Annotated in this window: 18 protein-coding genes; 10 read left to right on the top strand and 8 right to left on the bottom strand. The window is 69.1% G+C overall.

The genetic code is table 11. The annotated features are described in order from the left end of the window. Nucleotides 1–35: 35 nt before the first annotated feature. Entirely contained in the window at nucleotides 36–740 is a 705-nt protein-coding gene (locus tag ACFRAQ_RS22650; protein ID WP_379102686.1) for an SDR family oxidoreductase, read from the bottom strand. Between the two features lie 226 nt (nucleotides 741–966). Here ACFRAQ_RS22650 and ACFRAQ_RS22655 point away from each other — a divergent pair, with 226 nt between their 5' ends. Continuing rightward, nucleotides 967–2,307 (top strand): glycogen debranching protein, encoded by a 1,341-nt coding sequence (locus ACFRAQ_RS22655; RefSeq protein ID WP_379102688.1) that lies wholly within the window; start codon nucleotides 967–969, stop codon nucleotides 2,305–2,307. An 86-nt stretch (nucleotides 2,308–2,393) separates the two neighbouring features. Then, nucleotides 2,394–3,122: a glycoside hydrolase family 25 protein gene (locus ACFRAQ_RS22660; protein WP_379102690.1), complete on the top strand. Its 729-nt coding sequence runs from the start codon at nucleotides 2,394–2,396 to the stop codon at nucleotides 3,120–3,122. A 19-nt stretch (nucleotides 3,123–3,141) separates the two neighbouring features. On the opposite strand, the gene ACFRAQ_RS22665 is transcribed toward ACFRAQ_RS22660, so the two are convergent. The 3 genes from ACFRAQ_RS22665 to ACFRAQ_RS22675 form a co-directional block, all read right to left on the bottom strand. Then, on the bottom strand, nucleotides 3,142–3,867 hold the full coding sequence (locus ACFRAQ_RS22665; RefSeq protein WP_379102692.1) for an amino acid ABC transporter ATP-binding protein: 726 nt from the start codon (nucleotides 3,865–3,867) through the stop codon (nucleotides 3,142–3,144). Further along, nucleotides 3,864–5,657 carry an ABC transporter substrate-binding protein/permease gene (locus ACFRAQ_RS22670; RefSeq protein ID WP_379102694.1) on the bottom strand — a complete coding sequence of 598 codons (1,794 nt, stop codon included), beginning with the start codon at nucleotides 5,655–5,657 and terminating at the stop codon, nucleotides 3,864–3,866. The genes ACFRAQ_RS22665 and ACFRAQ_RS22670 overlap by 4 nt, the downstream gene beginning before the upstream one ends. 91 nt (nucleotides 5,658–5,748) lie before the next feature. Next, entirely contained in the window at nucleotides 5,749–6,525 is a 777-nt protein-coding gene (locus ACFRAQ_RS22675; RefSeq protein WP_379102696.1) for an LLM class F420-dependent oxidoreductase, read from the bottom strand. Between the two features lie 193 nt (nucleotides 6,526–6,718). Between ACFRAQ_RS22675 and ACFRAQ_RS22680 the strand changes: the two genes are divergently transcribed. After that, nucleotides 6,719–7,789 (top strand): ABC transporter ATP-binding protein, encoded by a 1,071-nt coding sequence (locus ACFRAQ_RS22680; RefSeq protein WP_379102698.1) that lies wholly within the window; start codon nucleotides 6,719–6,721, stop codon nucleotides 7,787–7,789. Between the two features lie 30 nt (nucleotides 7,790–7,819). Here ACFRAQ_RS22680 and ACFRAQ_RS22685 read toward each other — a convergent pair whose 3' ends face one another. After that, complete coding sequence (locus ACFRAQ_RS22685) at nucleotides 7,820–8,320, bottom strand: winged helix-turn-helix transcriptional regulator (protein ID WP_379102700.1); 501 nt, start codon at nucleotides 8,318–8,320, stop codon at nucleotides 7,820–7,822. A gap of 98 nt (nucleotides 8,321–8,418) precedes the next feature. On the opposite strand from ACFRAQ_RS22685, the gene ACFRAQ_RS22690 reads away from it, so the two are divergent. Further along, on the top strand, nucleotides 8,419–9,588 hold the full coding sequence (locus ACFRAQ_RS22690; protein ID WP_379102702.1) for a thiolase family protein: 1,170 nt from the start codon (nucleotides 8,419–8,421) through the stop codon (nucleotides 9,586–9,588). A gap of 52 nt (nucleotides 9,589–9,640) precedes the next feature. Here ACFRAQ_RS22690 and ACFRAQ_RS22695 read toward each other — a convergent pair whose 3' ends face one another. After that, entirely contained in the window at nucleotides 9,641–10,057 is a 417-nt protein-coding gene (locus ACFRAQ_RS22695) for a hypothetical protein (RefSeq protein WP_379102704.1), read from the bottom strand. Between the two features lie 632 nt (nucleotides 10,058–10,689). Between ACFRAQ_RS22695 and ACFRAQ_RS22700 the strand changes: the two genes are divergently transcribed. Then, the gene (locus tag ACFRAQ_RS22700; protein ID WP_379102707.1) at nucleotides 10,690–11,667 is read left to right on the top strand and encodes an o-succinylbenzoate synthase; all 978 of its coding nucleotides are present in this window, start codon (nucleotides 10,690–10,692) and stop codon (nucleotides 11,665–11,667) included. Between the two features lie 8 nt (nucleotides 11,668–11,675). Here ACFRAQ_RS22700 and ACFRAQ_RS22705 read toward each other — a convergent pair whose 3' ends face one another. Both ACFRAQ_RS22705 and ACFRAQ_RS22710 read right to left on the bottom strand, forming a co-directional pair. Beyond that, nucleotides 11,676–12,200: a TIGR04338 family metallohydrolase gene (locus tag ACFRAQ_RS22705; protein ID WP_379102709.1), complete on the bottom strand. Its 525-nt coding sequence runs from the start codon at nucleotides 12,198–12,200 to the stop codon at nucleotides 11,676–11,678. Continuing rightward, complete coding sequence (locus ACFRAQ_RS22710) at nucleotides 12,200–13,042, bottom strand: DUF2786 domain-containing protein (protein ID WP_379102711.1); 843 nt, start codon at nucleotides 13,040–13,042, stop codon at nucleotides 12,200–12,202. Before ACFRAQ_RS22710 ends, ACFRAQ_RS22705 begins: the two co-directional genes overlap by 1 nt. A gap of 149 nt (nucleotides 13,043–13,191) precedes the next feature. Between ACFRAQ_RS22710 and ACFRAQ_RS22715 the strand changes: the two genes are divergently transcribed. From ACFRAQ_RS22715 to ACFRAQ_RS22735, 5 genes are all read left to right on the top strand, one after another. Continuing rightward, entirely contained in the window at nucleotides 13,192–14,496 is a 1,305-nt protein-coding gene (locus ACFRAQ_RS22715; protein ID WP_379102714.1) for an ABC transporter substrate-binding protein, read from the top strand. A gap of 179 nt (nucleotides 14,497–14,675) precedes the next feature. Further along, complete coding sequence (locus ACFRAQ_RS22720; RefSeq protein ID WP_379103718.1) at nucleotides 14,676–15,611, top strand: carbohydrate ABC transporter permease; 936 nt, start codon at nucleotides 14,676–14,678, stop codon at nucleotides 15,609–15,611. Then, complete coding sequence (locus tag ACFRAQ_RS22725) at nucleotides 15,611–16,501, top strand: carbohydrate ABC transporter permease (RefSeq protein WP_357097426.1); 891 nt, start codon at nucleotides 15,611–15,613, stop codon at nucleotides 16,499–16,501. The genes ACFRAQ_RS22720 and ACFRAQ_RS22725 overlap by 1 nt, the downstream gene beginning before the upstream one ends. 211 nt (nucleotides 16,502–16,712) lie before the next feature. Next, entirely contained in the window at nucleotides 16,713–18,926 is a 2,214-nt protein-coding gene (locus ACFRAQ_RS22730) for a transglycosylase domain-containing protein (RefSeq protein ID WP_379103720.1), read from the top strand. Nucleotides 18,927–18,954: 28 nt separating this feature from the next. Then, entirely contained in the window at nucleotides 18,955–19,557 is a 603-nt protein-coding gene (locus ACFRAQ_RS22735) for an effector binding domain-containing protein (RefSeq protein WP_357274630.1), read from the top strand. Nucleotides 19,558–19,560: the final 3 nt, after the last annotated feature.

A 19,560-nucleotide genomic window follows, 5' to 3' on the forward strand; every position in this document is an offset into this window, starting at 1 on the left:
ATGATCGCAATTCAGCACAGAAATTCAGGTTCCTCTCAGCGGGCGATGGGACGCAGCACGATCTCGGTCGGATGGGCGTCACGCGGGGTCTCCACGGCATTGCGGACCGCCCGCGCCACCGTCTCCGCGGTGAGGAACTCGTTCGGGTCGTAGTCGCGGCCCTCCCCCGCGATGATCTCGCGCTGCATGTCGGTGTCGATCCGCCCCGGATGCACCGAGGTCACCCGGAGCGCCGGTTCCTCCAGCCGCAACGCGTCACCGAAGGCCCGCAACCCGAACTTGCTGGCCGCGTACACGCCCCAGCCCGGATTCGCCCGCAGTCCGGCGCCCGAATTGATCAGCACCACATGGCCATTGGCGGCGCGCAGCGCGGGCAGCAACAATCTGGTCAACTCCGCGACCGCGATCAGGTTGGCTTCCAACGTATTCCGCCACTGCGCCACCGACGAATCGGCTATCGTTCCCAGGTCGGCGATCCCGGCATTGTGCACCAGGACATCCAGCCGTTCGATGCCGTCCACCGCGCGCGCCACCGCCGCGTAATCGGTGAGATCGACCGGCCATCCGGCGCTGCCGGGCAGCTCGCGCAGCATCGGTTCCAGGGCCTGCCGCGTGCGCGCGCCCAGCAACAATCGATGTGCCGGAGCCAGTTCCCGCGCAATCGCCGCCCCCAGCCCCCGGCTGGCCCCGGTGATCAACGCGGTCGGCCGGTCGGATTCGGGCCTCGCGGAATTCGCCATGTGATCACCGTAACCGGCCGCGCCGGTCCGGCGATGCTCCGGACGGGCACCCCACCGCTAGCTGATTCATGAGAAGGCGAACGAAGTGCAATCTGGCGATCAGGAGTCGTCCACGGGCGATCCAGCGCAGTCCACTGTCCACGCGTCATCCACGATCCATCGAGCGCCGAGCCACACCTCCTCGCCCTATCGCGCATACCTACGGGTACCGGCGCAGAATAGGGCGATGACACACCCGGGATTCACGCCCACCCAGCTCGCGGCCCGCGCGGCCTACCTGCTGCGCGGCAACGACCTGGGCACCATGACCAGCGCCGCGCCCAAGCTCTATCCACATATGTGGAGCTGGGACGCGGCATTCGTGGCGGTCGGCTTGGCGCCGCTCAGTGTCGAACGCGCGGCCCTGGAACTGGACACCCTGCTGTCGGCGCAGTGGCGCAACGGGATGATCCCGCACATCGTGTTCGCCAACGGGGTGGACGGCTACTTCCCCGGACCAGCCCGATGGGAATGCCGCCGCCTCGCCGCCGACGCGCCCGACGGGCCCGACACCTCGGGAATCACGCAGCCGCCCGTGCATGCCATTGCGGTGCAACGGATTCTGGACCACTCACGCCGGCACGGGCGCAGCACCCGCGCGGTCGCCGAGGACTTCCTGAACCGGCGCTGGCCCGACCTGATGCGCTGGCACCGCTGGCTGGCCTACGCGCGAGATCCCAAGCAGCACGGGCGGATCACGCTCTACCACGGCTGGGAATCCGGCATGGACAACTCGCCGCGCTGGGATCGGGCCTACGAGAACGTGATTCCCGGTCCGGACCTGCCGCCGTACCAGCGCGCCGACACCCAGGTGGTGGGCGATCCCACGCAGCGCCCCTCCGACCGTGAGTACGACCGCTACCTGTGGCTGGTCGAGCAGATGCGCCGCGCCGGGTACGACGACTACCAGCTGGCCTCCACCATGAGCTTCGCGGTCGAGGACGTGTTCGTGACCGCCATCTTCGCGCTGGCCTGCGATGTGCTCGCCAATATCGGCGAGGACTACAAGCAGCCGCACGCGGACGTGCGCGAACTCTACGAGTGGGCCGACTACTTCCGCGCGGGCGTGATCGCCACCACCGACGCGCGCACCGGCGTGGCCCGGGACTTCGACGTGCGCGCGGACAAGTGGATCGAGACCGAGACGCTCGCGTGCTTCGCGCCGCTGCTCAGCGGCGGACTCCCCCGCGACGCCGAACGACGGCTGCTGCGGCTGTTCGAAGGCCCGCGCTGGTGCGGGCACCCGGATCTGCGCTACGCGCTGCCCCCGTCGACCTCCCCGGTGGCGCGGGACTTCCGCTCCCGCGAGTACTGGCGCGGGCCGGTGTGGCCGGTGATCAGCTGGCTGTTCTCCTGGGTGTTCGCCCGCCGCGGCTGGGCCGAGCGCTCGTTCATGCTGCGCGCGGAAGGACTGCGCCAGGCCAGTGACGGCAGTTTCGCCGAGTACTACGAGCCGTTCACCGGCGAACCCCTGGGCAGCATGCAGCAGTCCTGGACCGCGGCGTCGGTGCTGGACTGGCTCGGCTGACGATCGGACAGATCCGCTAACGATTGGCGAATTAGACAGTCGCGCCTTCACCGCTCCGGCGGCAGTTCGGCCTAGCGTTTTTGCGCATGACCGGACGCACACTGATGAAAGTGCTCACTGTCGCGGCTACAGGCATCCTCATGGCTACCCCCGCCGGGGTGGCTGCCGCCGATATCGAGGGCCCGGACGTGGCCTCGTGGCAGCACCCCGGCGGCGGCAGCATCAACTGGTTCGGTGTGCGCGCCGCCGGATACTCGTTCGCCATGCTCAAGGCGACCGAGGGCCTCAACTACGTGAACCCGTACTTCGTGCAGGACAGCCTGTCCATGCGGGTGGCCGGCGTCGCCCGCGGCACCTATCACTTCGCGCGCCCGAACCTGCTCCCCGAGGCGCAGGCCGCGTTCTACTCGGCGATGGTGCTGGGCCAGAACGGGCCCATGGACCTGCCGCCGGTGCTGGACCTCGAGGACTCCGGCGGGCTGCCCCCGGCCGCGCTCATCGACTGGACCCACCGGTACCTGAACACGGTCCGCGCCCTGACCGGCCGGATGCCGATCATCTACACCTATCCCCGCTTCTGGCAGACGGCCATGGCCGACTCCAACGAGTTCACCGCCTACCCGCTGTGGATCGCCGACTACCGCGGCAACGACCAGCCCGAGGTCCCGGGCGGCTGGCCGCACTGGACGTTCTGGCAGACCACCGACGCCGGGCGGATCCCCGGCATCGCCGCGGGCGTGGATCTGAACATCTACAGCGGCGCTCAAGGCGACTTCGGCCGCTATGCGAACCTGCCCTTCGCGGGCAGCAGCTGACCCCCGCGCCGAGAGTTGGTCACAGCACCTGGGAGAGGAACTGGCGCAGCCGAGGGGTTTCCGCGTTCTCGAAGAGCGCCTCGGGTGTGCCGGTTTCCACCACCCGGCCGTGATCCATGAACACGACCTGATCGGATACCGAACGGGCGAAGCTCATCTCGTGGGTGACCACGATCATCGACATGCCGCCGCTCGCCAGCTCGGACATGAGCGCGAGCACGCCCTTGACCAGCTCCGGATCCAGCGCCGAGGTGGCCTCGTCGAAGAACATGATGTCCGGCTTCATGGCCAATGCCCGGGCGATGGCCACGCGCTGCTGCTGACCGCCGGACAGTGACGAGGGGCGCACGTCCGCCTTCCCCGCCAGTCCGACCGCCTCCAGCTGCTGCAGGGCCAGCGTCCGCGCCTGCTCCTTGGACAGCCCGTGCAGTTTGCGGGGACCGAGCGCCACATTGTCGGCGACGGTCCGGTGCGGGAACAGGTTGAAGTGCTGGAACACCATCCCGATCCGCTGCCGCAGCCGGTCCGGGTTCTCGCCCAGCACCGACGCGCCGTCCAGCAGGATGTCGCCGGAGTCGGGTTCGTGCAGCCGGTTCAGCACCCGCAGCAGCGTCGACTTGCCGGACCCGGACGGCCCGATCACCGTGGTGGTCTTGCCCGCGTCCACGTGCACGTCCACGCCGCGCAGGATCTCGGTGCGGCCCAGCGTCAATCGCAGGCCGGTGCCGGTGAGGGAGGCACTCATGCTCCACGCCCTTCCGTGATGACGGCCTGTTCGACGGGTTCGGCGGGATCGCCGGCGGCGGGGCGGCCGTCGCGCATGCGCTTGTCGATGTAGTTGACCAGGTGCGTGAGCGGCACCGTCAGCAGCAGGTAGACCAGGCCGGCCGCCACCAGCGGCGACAGATTCCCGGTCTGCGCGTTGAGATCCCGGCCCACCGCGAACAGTTCGCGTTGCGAGGCCAGCAGACCCAGGAAGTAGATCAGCGAGGAGTCCTTGATCAATGCGATGAACTGGTTCATCAGCGCGGGCAGCACCCGGCGCACGCCCTGCGGGATCACCACCAGCGTCATGGCCTGCCGGTAGCCGAATCCGATGGCGCGGGCCGCCTCCAGCTGCCCGGTCTCCACCGACTGGATGCCGGACCGGAAGATCTCACCGATGTACGCCGACGCCAGCAGCGCCAGCGCCACCGCGCCCAGCCAGTACGGGTTGTTGCCGGTGATGCCCTTGACCACCGGTCCCACGCCGAGACCGATGAGCAGGATGATCACCACGGCGGGCAGGCCGCGGAAGATATCGGTGTAAACCCGTGCGGGCCAGCGCAACCAGCGGGTGCGGGAGATGCCCGCCACCGCGAGCAGCATGCCGAGCACGGTGCCCAGCAGGCCCGAAACCAGCGCCAGGATCAGGGTATTGGGCAGACCCGTCTTGATCAGGTCCGGGAAGGCCTTGCGGTACAACGACCAATCGAAGAACGTGTCCTTCAACTGCCGCAGCGTCGACTTCGGCTGCGCTGTTCCCGCCCCGGGCCGGTCGCTCGCGTGTTCGGCCGCGATCTTCGCGAAGTCCGGAAGCTGCGGTGTCGCCACGGCTTTGGAGCCCGGCTTCCAGCCCGGCGGCAGTTCGCGCGGCACCCAGTTCTCGTACAGCTTGGCGTAAGTGCCGTCCGCGATCACCGCGTCCAGACCCGCGTTGAGCGCGTCGGTGAGCGGCTGATGCCCCTTGCGCACCGCCCAGGCGGTGAAGTTGTTGACGCTGAACGTGTTCTGCGTGATCGAGGTCGGGTCGCCCGGCTTGATCGCGCCGATGGCCTGCTGCGACGGCGCCACCCAGGCGTCGATCTGCCCGGACTTCAGGTTCGCGTAGGCGGTGTTGTAGTCGGGGAACTTCACCGGATCCAGGTGCAGTTCGTTGACCACGTACTCGTCCTGCACGGTGCCCTGCACCACGCCGATCCGCTTGCCCCGGTTCAGGTCCCCGAAGCCGTGGATGGCGCTGCCGTTCGGCACCACCAGGGAGAAGTAGCCGAAGTCGTAGCCGTTGGTGAAGTCGACCAGCTGCCGCCGGGCGTCGGTGGTGGTGATGCTGGACGAGCCGATGTCGAAGCGGCCGTTGGCGACCTGCGCCAGCAGGCCCGCGAACTCGGTGCCGGTGAACTCCACCTGCAGACCGAGTTTCGCGCCGATCGCCTTCAACAGCTCGTTGTCGAAGCCGGTGAACGTGCCCTTGGAGTTCACGCAGATGCTCGGCGGGGCGTCCGACAGGGTTCCGACGCTCAGTTTGCCGGGCGTGAGCAGCCCCAGCTTGGTGACGTCGATCGTATTCAGCGGCACCGTGGTGGGCGTCGTGAACCGGTCCGCGCTCTGGTTCTGCTGCCCCGCGGCCAGGTTGGTCGGCGCCGCGCTGGCCGCCGCCGGACCGGGCGGCGAACACAGATCACGGTCGTCGGCCGCCGCGCCGCCCACGCCGAGCGTGGCGACGCCGACCAGCCCTACCAGCAGGACACCCGCGAGGTGCCGCAAGGAAACCATGACGAATCACCCTAGTGCCGGATGTTTGCCACTCCAGGTTTAGCCTCACGACGATTCGGAAGCGTCATCGTCCGAGCCCGATCTACCCGCTCTACCCCTGATTGACGCGGTCGCGCCAGGCCACCGCCTCCTGGATCCGGGCGGTGTCGTAGTCGGGGCCGCCGGAGCTCACCGTGAACAGGGTCACGCCCGCCGCGTGATAGTCGTCGGCCTGGTCCAGGCCCGGCCACGCCACCGACTTCTCGATCGCCGCGGCGTCGGTGCCGACCTCGGCGCAGTGCTCGCCCAGGATGCCGATCTTGCGCCGCAGCACGTCGATGTCGGAGAAGCTGTGCCAGATGTCGGCGTACTGGGCGACCAGCCGCAGCGTCTTCCTCTCCCCGCCGCCGCCGATCAGGATGGGGATGTCGCGCACCGGCTGCGGATTCAGCTTGGCCAGCCGGTCGGTGATCCGGGCCATCGACTCCTTGAACAGCGCGAGACGGCTTCCGGCCGTGCCGAATTCGTACCCGTACCGGTCGTAGTCCTTCTCGAACCACCCCGCGCCGACACCGAGCACGAGCCGCCCGTTGCTGATGTGGTCGACGGTGCGCGCCATATCGGCCAGCAGGTCCGGATTGCGGTAGCCGCCGCCGGTGACCAGCGCGCCGAGCTCCACCCGCTCGGTCTGCTCGGCGATCGCGCCCAGCATGGTCCAGCACTCGAAGTGCGCGCCCTCGGGATCGCCGTACAGCGGATAGAAGTGGTCCCAGTTGAAGACGATGTCCACCCCGATGTCCTCACATCGCCGCACCGCGTCCCGGATCAACCCGTAGTCGGGCGCGTGCTGCGGCTGAAGCTGGACTCCGATACGAACCGGTTTGCTCATCACGTACTCCTCGTCGCGGGGCGGAGATCGATTCGAGGCTACCGAGGTAGGGCGAATCGAGTGCGCCTACCATGTCCCCGGAACCGCTCCCGGGGGTTCGGGGGCGCAGCCCCTGAGAGTCCCGAGAGTTGGATCCATCCCCTCTACTACGGATCGTCCGGCACGTTCCTGCCGGTGAAGGGAAGTGCTAACCGTGGCAACGGTGACTTTCGACCAGGCCACCCGGCTGTACCCCGGCTCGGGCAAGCCCGCCGTCGACGCGTTGAACCTGGAGATCGCCGACGGCGAGTTCCTGGTGCTCGTCGGCCCCTCGGGCTGCGGCAAATCCACCTCGCTGCGCATGCTCGCGGGGCTCGAGGAGGTGAGCGACGGCCGAATCCTGATCGGGGACAAGGACGTCACGCACGCCGAGCCCAAGGAACGCGATATCGCCATGGTGTTCCAGAACTACGCGCTGTACCCGCACATGAGCGTGGCCGAGAACATGGGCTTCGCCCTGAAGATGGCCAAGGTCTCCAAGGACGAGCGGCAGCAGCGCGTGCTCGAGGCCGCCAAGCTGCTCGACCTCGAGCCCTACCTGGACCGCAAGCCCAAGGCCCTGTCCGGCGGTCAGCGCCAGCGTGTCGCCATGGGTCGCGCCATCGTGCGGTCCCCGCAGGTGTTCCTGATGGACGAGCCGCTCTCGAACCTGGATGCCAAGCTGCGCGTGCAGACCCGCACCCAGATCGCCCAGTTGCAGCGCCGGCTCGGAACCACCACCGTCTACGTCACCCACGACCAGGTCGAGGCCATGACCATGGGCGACCGGGTGGCGGTGCTCAAGGACGGGCTGCTGCAGCAGTGCGCGTCCCCGCGCGACCTGTACCGGGATCCGGCCAATCTGTTCGTCGCGGGCTTCATGGGCTCCCCCGCCATGAACCTGTTCACGCTGCCGGTCGGCAACGGCTCGGTGACCCTGGGCGGCTGCCCGCTGCCGCTGCCGCGCTCGGTGGCGGCGGCCACCGGCGAGCGGGTCGTGGTCGGCGTCCGCCCCGAGCACCTGGACTTCGTCGGCACCGGGGCGGGCATCGCCATGGAGGTGGACGTGGTCGAGGAGCTGGGCTCCGACGCCTACATCTACGGCCGCACCTTCGGTGAGGGGGAATCGATTGTGGCGCGCGCGGATTGGCGCAACCCGCCGACCAAGGGCGCGCAGCTCTCGCTGGTCGCGGACCCGGCGCACACCTACTTCTTCCACCCGGAGGACGGCCGCCGGCTGCACTGACGGGTCAGGTTCGCACTGACGGGTCAGGTTTCAGGAATGGCGGCGGGCTTTCCGCCGCCATTCGTCGTTCACCCGGATGCGCAGATTCTCCAGCGGAACCTCGGTGCCCGAGGCGCTGCGCAGTTCGGCGCGGACCGGCTCGCCGCTGGAGTCCTCCAGCCGTTCCAGCGGCGCGGGCCCGTCCTGTAGGTATTTGTCACCCCACTGCCAGAGCGCGACCACGGCGGGCAGCAGGTCCCGTCCCATCTGGGTGAGCACGTATTCGTTGCGGGTGCGCTTGCCCTCTTCCTGGTAGGGCCGCTTCGCCAGCAGTCCGGCGTCGACGAGTTTGCGCAGCGCGCTGGAGGCCGCCGCGTCGGTGATCCCCACCCGCGCCGCGAAGCCGTCGAACCGCGTGGTGCCGTAGTACGACTCCCGCAGAATGAGCACGGCCGAGCGGGTGCCGACGATGTCCATCGCCTTGGCGATCGAACATTCCTCGGGCTTCCACGAGCTCAGGTCGCTGAGTTTTCCCTCCAGTACGGCCGACATGGCGTACATCATACCCTGCTGACTTGCCCCAACTATGGCCAGCTTCTACCCTGACTTTAGAGACATCTAGTCAGATGCCCGCTCGGAAGGGAACGTCAATGAGAGACGCAGTCATCGTCGAAGCCGTCCGCACTCCCATCGGCAAAGGCAAGGCCACCGGCGCACTGCACGGCGTACACCCCGCCGACCTGCTCGCGCACAGCCTGCGGGAAGTGGTGCGACGCTCCGAGATCGATCCGGCGCTGATCGACGATGTGATCGGCGGCGTGGTCACCCAGGTCGGCGAACAGGGCTCCAACCTGACCCGCCGCGCCGCCCTGGCCGCCGGATATCCCGAATCGGTGCCGGCCACCACCGTGGACCGGCAATGCGGCAGCAGCCAGCAGGCCATCCACTTCGCCGCCCAGGGCGTGATCGCCGGGGCCTACGACATCGTGGTGGCCGCGGGCGTGGAATCCATGAGCCGGGTTCCCATGGGGGCCAACCTGATCGGGGCCGAGGACATCGCCGGAGTCGGATTCGCCGAACGCTACCCGGAGGGCCTGGTACCGCAGGGCATCAGCGCCGAACTCATCGCCGCCAAGTGGGGTCTGACCCGCACCCAGCTCGACGAATTCGCCCTCGCCAGCCACGAGAAGGCCGCCGCCGCAACCAAGAACGGGGCCTTCGAGGCCCAGCTGTCGCCCTTCGACGGACTCGCCGAGGACGAGGGCATCCGCCTGGGCAGCACCCTCGAGACCCTGGCCGCACTGCGCCCCGCCTACTACAGCGAGGAGATGGCGGCCCGCTTCCCGCAGATCGGCTGGAACATCACCGCCGCCAACGCCAGCCAGATCAACGACGGCAGCGCCGCCACCCTCATCATGACCAGCGAACGCGCCGCCCAGCTGGGCCTGCGTCCACTGGCCCGGGTGCACAGCTTCGCCGTCGCGGGCGACGACCCGCTGCTCATGCTCACCGCGGTCATCCCCGCGACCCGGAAGGTGTTGCAGCGCTCCGGACTCGACCTCGCCGACATCGACCTGTTCGAGGTCAACGAGGCCTTCTCCTCCGTCGTCCTGGCCTGGGCCCGGGAGACCGGGGCCGACCTGTCCAAGGTCAACGTGAACGGCGGCGCCATCGCCCTCGGCCACCCCCTGGGGGCCTCCGGAGCCCGCCTGGCCACCACCCTCGTCCACGCCATGCACGACCGCGGCGCCCGCTACGGGCTGCAAACCATGTGCGAGGCGGGCGGTCTCGCCAACGCCACCATCTACGAACGCCTCTGAAACCGAACGCCGCCCCGGAAACCACCGGGGCGGCGACTCGAGGCGCTCCTCCTCAGCTGATGGCCGTGGCCACCAGTACATGCCCCGCACCGCCCGCGGCGAGGATCACCGGCAGCGCGACGGCCGTCCAGATCCACGCGCGACGACCGGTCATGGCCGCGACCGAGGCGAGCACCATGGCCCCCACCAGCGCCAGGAACATGCCGCCCCCGCCGATCAGCAAGCCCCACAGGGCCGACGCGGGCGGGCGGATCACGATGCACTGCACCGAGAAGTCCCTTTTCGCGGTGCAGCGGTTGTGGACCAGATCGAACAGTTTCGCGAACAGATCGTAGGCCCAGCCGAACGCGGCGACCACGCCGAGCAGATACAAGCCGGCCGACAGCGCGATATCCCTGCGAGCCAGTGGCTTCCGCTCCGGCGCGGCCGCCGCCACCTCGACCTCTGACGGCCGCAGCGGCGCGGGCATGGTCCGATCCTCCGCTTGCTGGAGGTCGGCCGGCCGCCAGGGCTGCGGCGGCATTTCGGCATGCGGCGCCGACCCGGGAGTCGGGGCATAGTTCGTGTCCGGGTTGGCGAGTGACTGGTGCTGCGGCCCGGGCGGCCGCGCCGGACCGCCCGATCGCGGTGGGACACCGACTATTTCGGGAGCCTGCGGCGGCACTCGCGGCGGCGGGTTCTGCCGGCCGCCCTGGGGAAGAGTGGGCGCGGCCTGATCGACCGCACCGGCCCGCGGCCCGCCGGGCTGCGGGGGTGGGGGCGGCGGTGCCTGCCCCCGCGGTCCGGGCAGCGTCGGGCCCTCCGGGCCGGCCAGATTGGCGTCCTTCGCCCCCGGTCCACCGGAGCCGGGTAGCGAGCGCGGCGATCCGGCGGCGCGCGGGCCGGGACCGACGGGGTGCCGGCGGCCGTCCGGTCCGCCGGGCCCGGGCGGGGGAAAGTTCTCCGGCGCTGGACGTCGGGGATCGTTGGGCGGGTTCATGATTGCGGTCTCCCCCACGGCGCAGGTCTGCGAAGCCGGACATGGCTCCATTTCGCATTGTCGCCGGGGGCGGGCCGCGCCGCCACCTCGGGCCCGCGCGGGCGGTCGGTAGGGTGCGACGGATGAGCGACAGCGCGGTGGATTTCGAGTCGGCGGTGGTCTACGCGATTCCCATGCGAACCCGATTCCGGGGGATCACTGTTCGCGAGGGGATGCTGATTCCCGGGGCCGCAGGATGGGGAGAATTCTGCCCGTTTCCCGAGTACGACGACCGGGAAGCGGCATCCTGGCTGGCCACAGCGGTCGAACAGGCGACGCTGGGATGGCCGGAGCCGGTGCGGGATCGGGTGCCGGTGAACTGCATCGTGCCCGCGGTGGGGCCGGAACGGGCGTACGAGATCGTGGCCGGGTCCGGCTGCCGCACCGCGAAGGTGAAGGTCGCCGACCACCCCGACTCGCTGGGCGAGGATCTGGAGCGAGTGGCGGCCGTGCGCGACGCGCTCGGGCCGGACGGCGCGGTGCGGGTCGACGCCAATGGGCTCTGGGATGTGGATACCGCCATCGACCGGATCGGGCGGATCGACCGGGCCGCAGGCGGTTTGGAATACGTCGAGCAGCCGTGCCGGACGATCGAGGAATTGGCCGCCGTGCGCAAACGGGTGGACGTGCGCATCGCCGCCGACGAGTCGATTCGGCGGGCCGAGGATCCGCTGCGCGTGGCCGTGGCGGGCGCGGCGGATGTCGCGGTCCTGAAATGCACGCCGCTGGGCGGGGTCCGGCGCGCACTCGAGGTCGCGGCCGCCGCGGGGCTGCCGTGCCTGGTGTCGTCGGCGCTCGAGACCAGCGTCGGACTGGCCGCGCAGGTCGCGCTGGCCGGCGCACTCCCCCACCTCGATTTCGCCTGTGGCCTGGACACTTTGTCGCTACTCACCGGCGATGTGGTCACCGCGCCACTGCGCCCGGTCGACGGCCGGCTGGAGGTGCCGCGCACTCCCCCGGCCCCGGATCCCGAACTCCTGGACCGGTACCGCCACCCCGACACCGAGCGCACCGAGTGGTGGCGTCAGCGCCTGGCCCGGGTCCGGAAACTGCTGCCCTAGCGCGCCACTCAGGCGATACGAACGCCGCACGAGTACATCGTGGTGCGCAACAGCAGTGCGGCTTCAGGCCCGATGACCCCGTCCACCAACTCGACATACCGGGCGCAGAACTCGGGGCCGTGCGGCGCGGCCTCGGCCGGCTCCGGGTCCAGATGGTGCGCCAGCTCGTGCAAGATCACCAATTCGCGTAGTGCCCAGGCGCTTCCACCGGCGTGCAGCGGCACCGCGAGCACGGCTCCCGCCGACTCGTAGTGCGCGGCCTTGGTCCCGGCCCGGGCGCGCACCGTCACCGGCGCCCCCGCCCGATCCCACTGGGCACGCACCCAGTTCAGCGCCAGCACCCGGTCCGCGTAGATCTGCACCGATTCCACCGACCCGAACCGCCGCTCGATGGGCAGCGTCAGGTGCGATCCGTGCACTTCGACCGTTCGCGTGTCGAATTCGTCGGCGCGGTCGAACATTCCGCGCACCAGACCCTCGGCGTCGTACACCTGGGACCGCTGCGCATCCCGGGCAGCCGTGCGCGCGTTCACTATTCGCCCGAACCGCGCGGCAGCTGCCCGCGCGCGCCACCCAGCTCGGCGGCGCCGCCCAGTCGCGCGGCCTTGCCCGCCCGGTCCCCGGCCCGCCGGGCGGCCGCCGAGTACCCGGCCGAGGCCTGCGGGCCCCGCCAGGTGCCGCGCGCTTCGGAGGTGCGGGAGTAGTAGTCGGTGAGCTCGAGTTCCTTGTCGCGCAACGCGAGCGCGGTGCCCGTGGGCGCGACCCCGGCGGCGTCGGCTCGCACGGCGTCCTTCTCGACCTCCGCCTTCACCTCGCCGAGGCGGCGGCCGATCCGCGCGGCGAAGGCCATCTGAAAGTTCAGGCGCGCCGTCACCGCCGCGACCGGCACCTCCACCGGATGGTGGTAGACGCGGCCGTATTTTCGTTCGACGACGACCTTCTGCGCGGTGGCCGTCTTGTACGCGCCCGATTTGATGTAGTGGTCGGAGGCACGCACCATCTGCACCAGCAGGCTGGTGTACAGCGCCGAACAGGTGTCGATATCGGTGTCGAACCCGTAGGCGTACACCGTCGTCGAACTGCGGGCCACATCACAGCGCACGTCATTGGCGGCGGCGATGGCCACGAACAGCTGGACATACGTGCGTAGACCACGTTTTCCGGGCTCCCCGATCGGGATCACCCGCTGCGTCGGCGTGGGGCGTCGTTCCCGGTGGGCGATATGCGCCCGCGCCACCGCCAGATCCACCGACGAGCCGGTCGCGAGCCGTTGCGCGGCCGCGAGGAAGGCCTCGGCTTCATGCTCGTTATCGGTCGATTCGGCCTGCCGCAGCAGCCCCCCGATCCGCGTGAGCATCTTGTCCTGAGAAGACATCGCGACCCAGCGTAGCGGTACCGGTGATCTTCGTGGTCACGCGCGATCGGACCAGGTACTCCCGGCACGGGGAACGGCCACCATGTATCTTCCCTTGTGCAACCGGCTGGGTGTGCCGCCGCTCACGTCTCGACCCTGGAGTATCCGCGATGGCTTTGAAGAAGGTGTCCTCTCTACGCTCGACGTTGGTGCCGCGTGCCGTGCTGGCCGTCACCTCCGCGGCTCTGCTGACCGCGACATTCGCCGCGGGCTGCTCGAGCGGCAACGGCGGGAACAGCTCGACCGGTGAGAACCTCACCGGCCGTGGCCCGATCACCTATGTGGAGGGCAAGGACACCACCGAGACCGGTGCGGTGAAGCAGCTGGTCGAACGCTGGAACGCCGCCCACCCGGACGAGAAGGTGACGTTCAAGGAGCAGTCCAACGACGCCTCCCAGCAGTACGACGACCTCAAGCAGCACATGCAGGCCAAGGCGTCGGACTACGACGTGGTCGCGCTGGACGTGCCGTGGACCGCGGAGTTCGCCGCCAAGGGCTGGATCCAGCCGCTGAAGGACTCCTTCCAGATCGACACCTCCACCCTGCTGTCGCCGCCGGTCGCCTCGGCCACCTACAACGGCACCCTGTTCGCGGCTCCCCGCAACACCAACGGCGGCCTGCTGTTCTACCGCAAGGACCTGACGCCGGAGCCGCCCAAGACCTGGGCCGAGATGATCTCCCTGTGCCCGAAGGCCCGGGACGCCGGAATCGGTTGCTACGCAGGCCAGCTGGCCCCCTACGAGGGTCTGACCGTGAACACCGCCGAGGTCATCAACGCCTTCGGCGGCAGCTTCGTCGGCGCCGACGGCAAGACCCCGACCGTGAACAGCGCGCAGTCCAAGGCCGGTCTGCAGACCCTGGTCGACGCCTACAAGAACGGCGACATCCCGAAGGAGGGCATCTCCTTCAAGGAGCCGGAGTCGCAGAACGCCTTCGTCACCGGCAAGCTCATGTTCATGCGCGGCTGGCCGTCCACCTTCGGTGACGCCGGGTCCGACGCCTCCGCGGTGAAGGACAAGTTCGGCGTCGCCCCGCTGCCCGGCAAGGACGGCGTCGGCGCCTCCACCCTCGGTGGCTACAACGCCGCGATCAGCGCCTTCTCCAAGAACAAGGCCACCGCGCTGGACTTCCTGCGCTTCCTGATCAGCGAGGACGCCCAGCACATCGTGGCCTCCGGCGCGCTGCCGTCGGTCCGCGCCTCGGTCTACGACGACCCGGCGCTGATCGCCAAGATGCCGTATCTTCCCGCACTGAAGGAATCCATCGCCTCCGCGGTGCCGCGGCCGGTGACCCCCTTCTACCCCGCGGTGTCGAAGGCCATCCAGGACAACGCCTATGCTGCGTTGACCGGAAACAAGTCGGTCGACGATGCCATCGCGGGGATGCAGAAGGGCATCGAGACCGCCGGATCGTAGGGCGTGCTCGACGGCGAAGCCCCGGAGAACGATCAAGGGCCGAGTCCCGTAGGAGAAGAGAACAGGTGTCACGTCCTTCGGGAGCGACCGATATCGAGTCGCCCGACCGTACGGAGCCGAGCGTGAAATCCGTAGCGCCACAGAACAACGCGCCGCAGACCAAACGCCGGGGTGATCGGCTGAGCGTCTCGGCCCGGGCATGGGTGTTCGTCACGCCGGTGCTGCTCGCCCTGGCCGTGGTCGTCGGCTATCCGGTGGTCCGGGCCGTGATCATGTCCTTCCAGAAGGACTCCGGCCTGGACAAGTCCACCGGCATGTTCGTCGAGGGCGGCGGCGCGGGCTTCAGCAACTACACGCACTGGCTGCTGCAGCAGTGCACCAACTCGCTCGGCGAGACGGTGGACTGCCCGACCGGCAACCTGGGCTCGCAGTTCTGGGCCGCCATCGGCGTCACCCTGCTGTTCACCGTCGTGACCGTCGTGCTGGAGGCCACCATCGGCCTCGGCATGGCGGTCATCATGGGCAAGACCTTCAAGGGCCGCGCCCTGCTGCGCGCCGCCGTGCTCATCCCGTGGGCCATCCCGACCGCCGTCACGGCGCGGTTGTGGGAGTTCATGTTCCAGTACGACGGCGTGGTGAACCGCATCTTCGGCACCCACATCCTGTGGACCGCCGACCCGTGGCCCGCCCGCTTCGCGGTCATCGCCGCCGACGTCTGGAAGACCACCCCCTTCATGGCGTTGCTGATTCTCGCGGGCCTGCAGGTGATTCCGGAGGACGTGTACGAGGCCGCGCGCGTGGACGGCGCGTCCGCGTGGCAGCGGTTCCGGCACATCACCCTGCCGCTGCTGAAGCCGGCGCTGCTGGTGGCGGTGCTGTTCCGCACCATGGACGCGCTGCGCATGTACGACCTGCCCGCGATCATGACCCAGTCCAACCCGGCCACCCGCACCATCTCCATGCTGGTGGTGGATCAGGTGCGCCAGGGCCCGAACAGCGCGTCGGCGCTGTCGGTGATCACCTTCCTGCTCATCTTCACCGTGGCGTTCTTCCTGGTGAAGGTGTTGGGCGCGAACGCCGTTCGCACCCAGGAAGAACAGCGGGAGGCCCACTGATGAGCACCAACGTCGTCGAGCGGGCCGCGAACAAGCCCGCGCCGCAAGCGGTTCCGTGGAGCAAGCGGCTCGCGTCCGGCCGCGTCTACCTGGGCGCGCTGATCGTGCTGGTGTGGGGTCTGGGACCGTTCTACTGGATGGTCGTGACCGCGCTCCGCGATCCGGCCTACACCTTCGACAACACGCCGTGGCCCACCCACGTCACGTTCGAGAACTTCCGCAACGCCTTCGACACCAGCCGCGGCAACAACTTCGGCCGGGCGCTGGGCAACAGCGTGATCATCGGCGCGGCCACCACGGTGGTGGCGCTGCTGATCGGCATCATGGCCGCCTACGCGCTGGCGCGGCTCACCTTCAAGGGCAAGTACCTGGTGTCCGGACTCATCCTGTCCGCCTCCATGTTCCCCGTGGTGGTGCTGGTGACGCCACTGTTCCAGCTGTTCACCGACCTCGGCTGGATCGGCCACTACCAGGCCATGATCATCCCGAACATCTCGTTCGTGCTGCCCATGACCGTGTACATCCTGGCGTCCTTCTTCGCCGAACTCCCCTGGGAGCTCGAAGAAGCCGCACGGATCGACGGCGCGTCGCGGTTCCAGGCGTTCCGGCTGATCATGCTGCCGCTGGCCGCCCCGGCGGTGTTCACCACCGCCATCCTCGCGTTCATCGCGGCGGTCAACGAATACCTGCTGGCGCGACTGCTCTCCAGCGACAAGACCGAACCGGTGACGGTCGCGGTGGCCCGCTTCTCGGGCAACAACCCGCTGGTCCAGCCGTACACGGCGATCATGGCGGCGGGCACCATCGTCACCATTCCGCTGGTCATCATGGTGCTGCTCTTCCAGCGCCGCATCATCTCCGGCCTCACCGCGGGCGGCGTCAAGAGCTGAATTCGATTGCCTCCGCTTCGCTGCGGCGGGGTTCGCGGCGCGTACCGCCAGGTCTTCGGATCCCGGTGACGTAGCCGCGGGCCCCGTCAATTGCGCTGAGTGGCCGGAGCGTCGATTAACATAGGGCGATCCGCGGCCGGTGTCGCGGGGTTTCTGTGTGCTCCCCACCCCGGTGGGGTGGAACCGCGCTTTGTCGACGCTCCGGAAGGAGATGCTCGTGAGCTCGTCCCGCGACCGGCACGGAGGAGAACCGGAAGCGTCCGCCACCAGGGCGGAGTGGAACGAGCTGGCGGCCAGCGCATCTCATCGGCAGCGGCATCCCTCGCCGAGCCGCCCACGGCGGCGGGCCAAGCCGCCCATCAACCCTGATCAACCGGGTACTCCACCGGCGCGCACCCGCGGACAGCGGATCCGGCGACTGGTCCTCGCACTGTTCCTGGTGCTGGTGGTCATGCCGACCACCCTGCTGGGCGTCGCCTACTGGAGCGCCGAGATCCCGGACCCGAACGCGGTGCAGACCAACCAGATCGCCACCATCTTCACCTCCGACGGCGCCACCGTGATCGCGAAGGTCGTTCCGCCGGACGGTAATCGGGTGCCGGTGCCGCTCACCGACGTGCCGCTGCCGGTGCGCCAGGCGGTGCTGTCGGCGGAGGACCGCAACTTCTACTCCAATCCGGGCTACTCCACGTCGGCGTTCCTGCGCGCGGCCCGCGACAACCTGCTCGGCCGCGACGACGCCGGCGGCGGCTCCACCATCACCCAGCAATACGTGAAGAACGCCTTCCTGAGTTCGGAACGCACCCTGAGCCGCAAGATGCGCGAGCTCATCATCTCCGCCAAGATGGCCCGCGAATGGAGCAAGGACGAGATCCTCGCCGCCTACCTCAACACCATCTACTACGGTCGTGGCGCGTACGGCATCTCCGCCGCGGCCCACGCCTACTTCGGCAAGCCCGCCCCCGAACTCACCCTGGCCGAGGGCGCGGTACTGGCCTCGGTCATCCGCACCCCGTCGCTGCTGGACCCGGAGACCCACCTCGACCAGCTGCGAGCCCGTTGGGCGTACGTGCTCGACGGCATGGTCGAGAAGGGGACGCTGACCCGCGACGACCGCGCCGCCACCCAGTTCCCGCTCATCATCCCGGCCCCGGCGGTGGACGACAGCACCCCGCGCGGCCCCGAGGGCCTGATCCGCGCCCAGGTGCTGCGCGAACTGCGCGCCACCGGGATCAGCGAGCGCGAACTGAATACCGGTGCGCTGCAGATCATCACGACCATCGACGCCAAGGCCCAGCAGGGCGCGCTGACCGCGGTCGGCAAGGCGCTGGCCGGGCAGCCGGGCGAACTGCGCTCGGCGGTGGTCTCGGTCGACCCGCGCTCGGGCGCGGTGCGCGCCTACTACGGCGGACCCGACGGCATCGGCTTCGATTTCGCGCAGGCCCCGCTGCAAACCGGTTCCGCCTTCAAGACTTTCGCGGTGGTCGCCGCGCTGGAACAGGGAATTCCGCTGACCTACCAGCTCGACAGCGCGCCACTCACCGTCAACGGCGAGAAGATCCAGAACGTCGACGGCGAGTCCTGCGGCACCTGCTCGCTCGGGGAGGCGTTCAAGCGCTCGCTCAACACCAGCTTCTACCGGCTGTCCGGAACCCTGTTCGAGGGCCCGAAGGCGATCGCCGACGCGGCCCACCAGGCCGGGATCCCCGACCAGATCCCGGGCATTCCCGGCAAGACCCTGACCGAGGACGGCGGCGGCCCGCCGCTGCCCGCCATCGTGCTGGGCGCCTACTCGGTGCGCCCGATCGACATGGCCTCGGCCTACGCCACCCTGGCCGCCTCCGGCGCCTACCGCGCACCCTATTTCGTGCAGAAGGTCGTGACCGGCGACGGCCGGGTGCTGCTCGACCGCGGCGCCGCGCCCGGCGGGTCCGAGCAGCGCATCCAGGCCGGCGTCGCCGACTCCGTCGCCCAGGCCATGCTCCCCATCGCCGCCTACTCCAACGGCCACGGCCTGGCCGGCCGCCCGTCCGCGGCCAAGACCGGCACCACCCAGCTCGGCACGACCGGCCAGAACAAGGATGCCTGGATGGTCGGCTTCACCCCGGCGCTGTCCACCGCGGTCTGGGTGGGAACCGAACAGCCCCAACCCATCCGGACCTCCCGCGGCGCCGCCATCTACGGTTCCGGCATGCCGTCCGACATCTGGAAGCAGACCATGGACGCCGCGCTGGCCGGAACACCGGTCGACCAGTTCCCCGGTTCGGCGCCGGTCGCCGGAAATCCCCCGGCCAACAGCAATTACGACATCCTGAACCCGCCGACCCCGGCCCCCGCGCAGGAACCGGTCCTGGTGATTCCGCCCGCTCCCACGCCTCGCGAGGTCGAGATCTTCCCCGGCCTCAGTGTCCCCGTCCCCGGGTAGCGTTCATAACATTCATGTCCTGTTGATCATGTTTCGTGCCTACCGCTCCATCCGCGCGCGGCCGCGGATATTGTGGAACCCGCTACCGGATTCAGCGACTCCGAATGCCGGTGGCAGGATGCGGGTTGGGAGCAGGGTGGGGTCGGAGACAGCACGAGACTTAGGGGCGACGCCGGTGGAATTCAATGTTGTTGAACGCCACGAAACGCTGGTAGCCGGAACGGTGCTACGCAGCCCGGCACTCGCGGTCGAAGGGCCGCGCCGCGCGAAGGTCGAGGAGGCCTGGAAAAGAACGATCGCACGCGATCTGCCGGGCCCGCCCGCGACCGCGTACGTGGATCACGCACCCGAGATCGGTTCGTATCTGACCCATATCGTCGGCTACGAATGCAAGAATCCGGACGACCTATTGCCCGGCGATGTACTGGCGCGTATCCCGGGCGGCGTTTTCGCCCGCTTCATTCGCAGCGGCGACAATCTCGGCGACGTGATCGTGTCGATCTGGCGGACGGTCTGGGATCTCGAGGCGGCCGGCAGCCTGGTGCGCGCCTACACCGGGGATTTCGAGCACTATCCGGACAACCGGACGGTGGAGGTTTTCGTCGCGCTGGATCCGAGCGCGGAGGGGTAGGGG

Source organism: Nocardia sp. NPDC056611, assembly GCF_042792755.1.
Lineage (GTDB): Bacteria > Actinomycetota > Actinomycetes > Mycobacteriales > Mycobacteriaceae > Nocardia.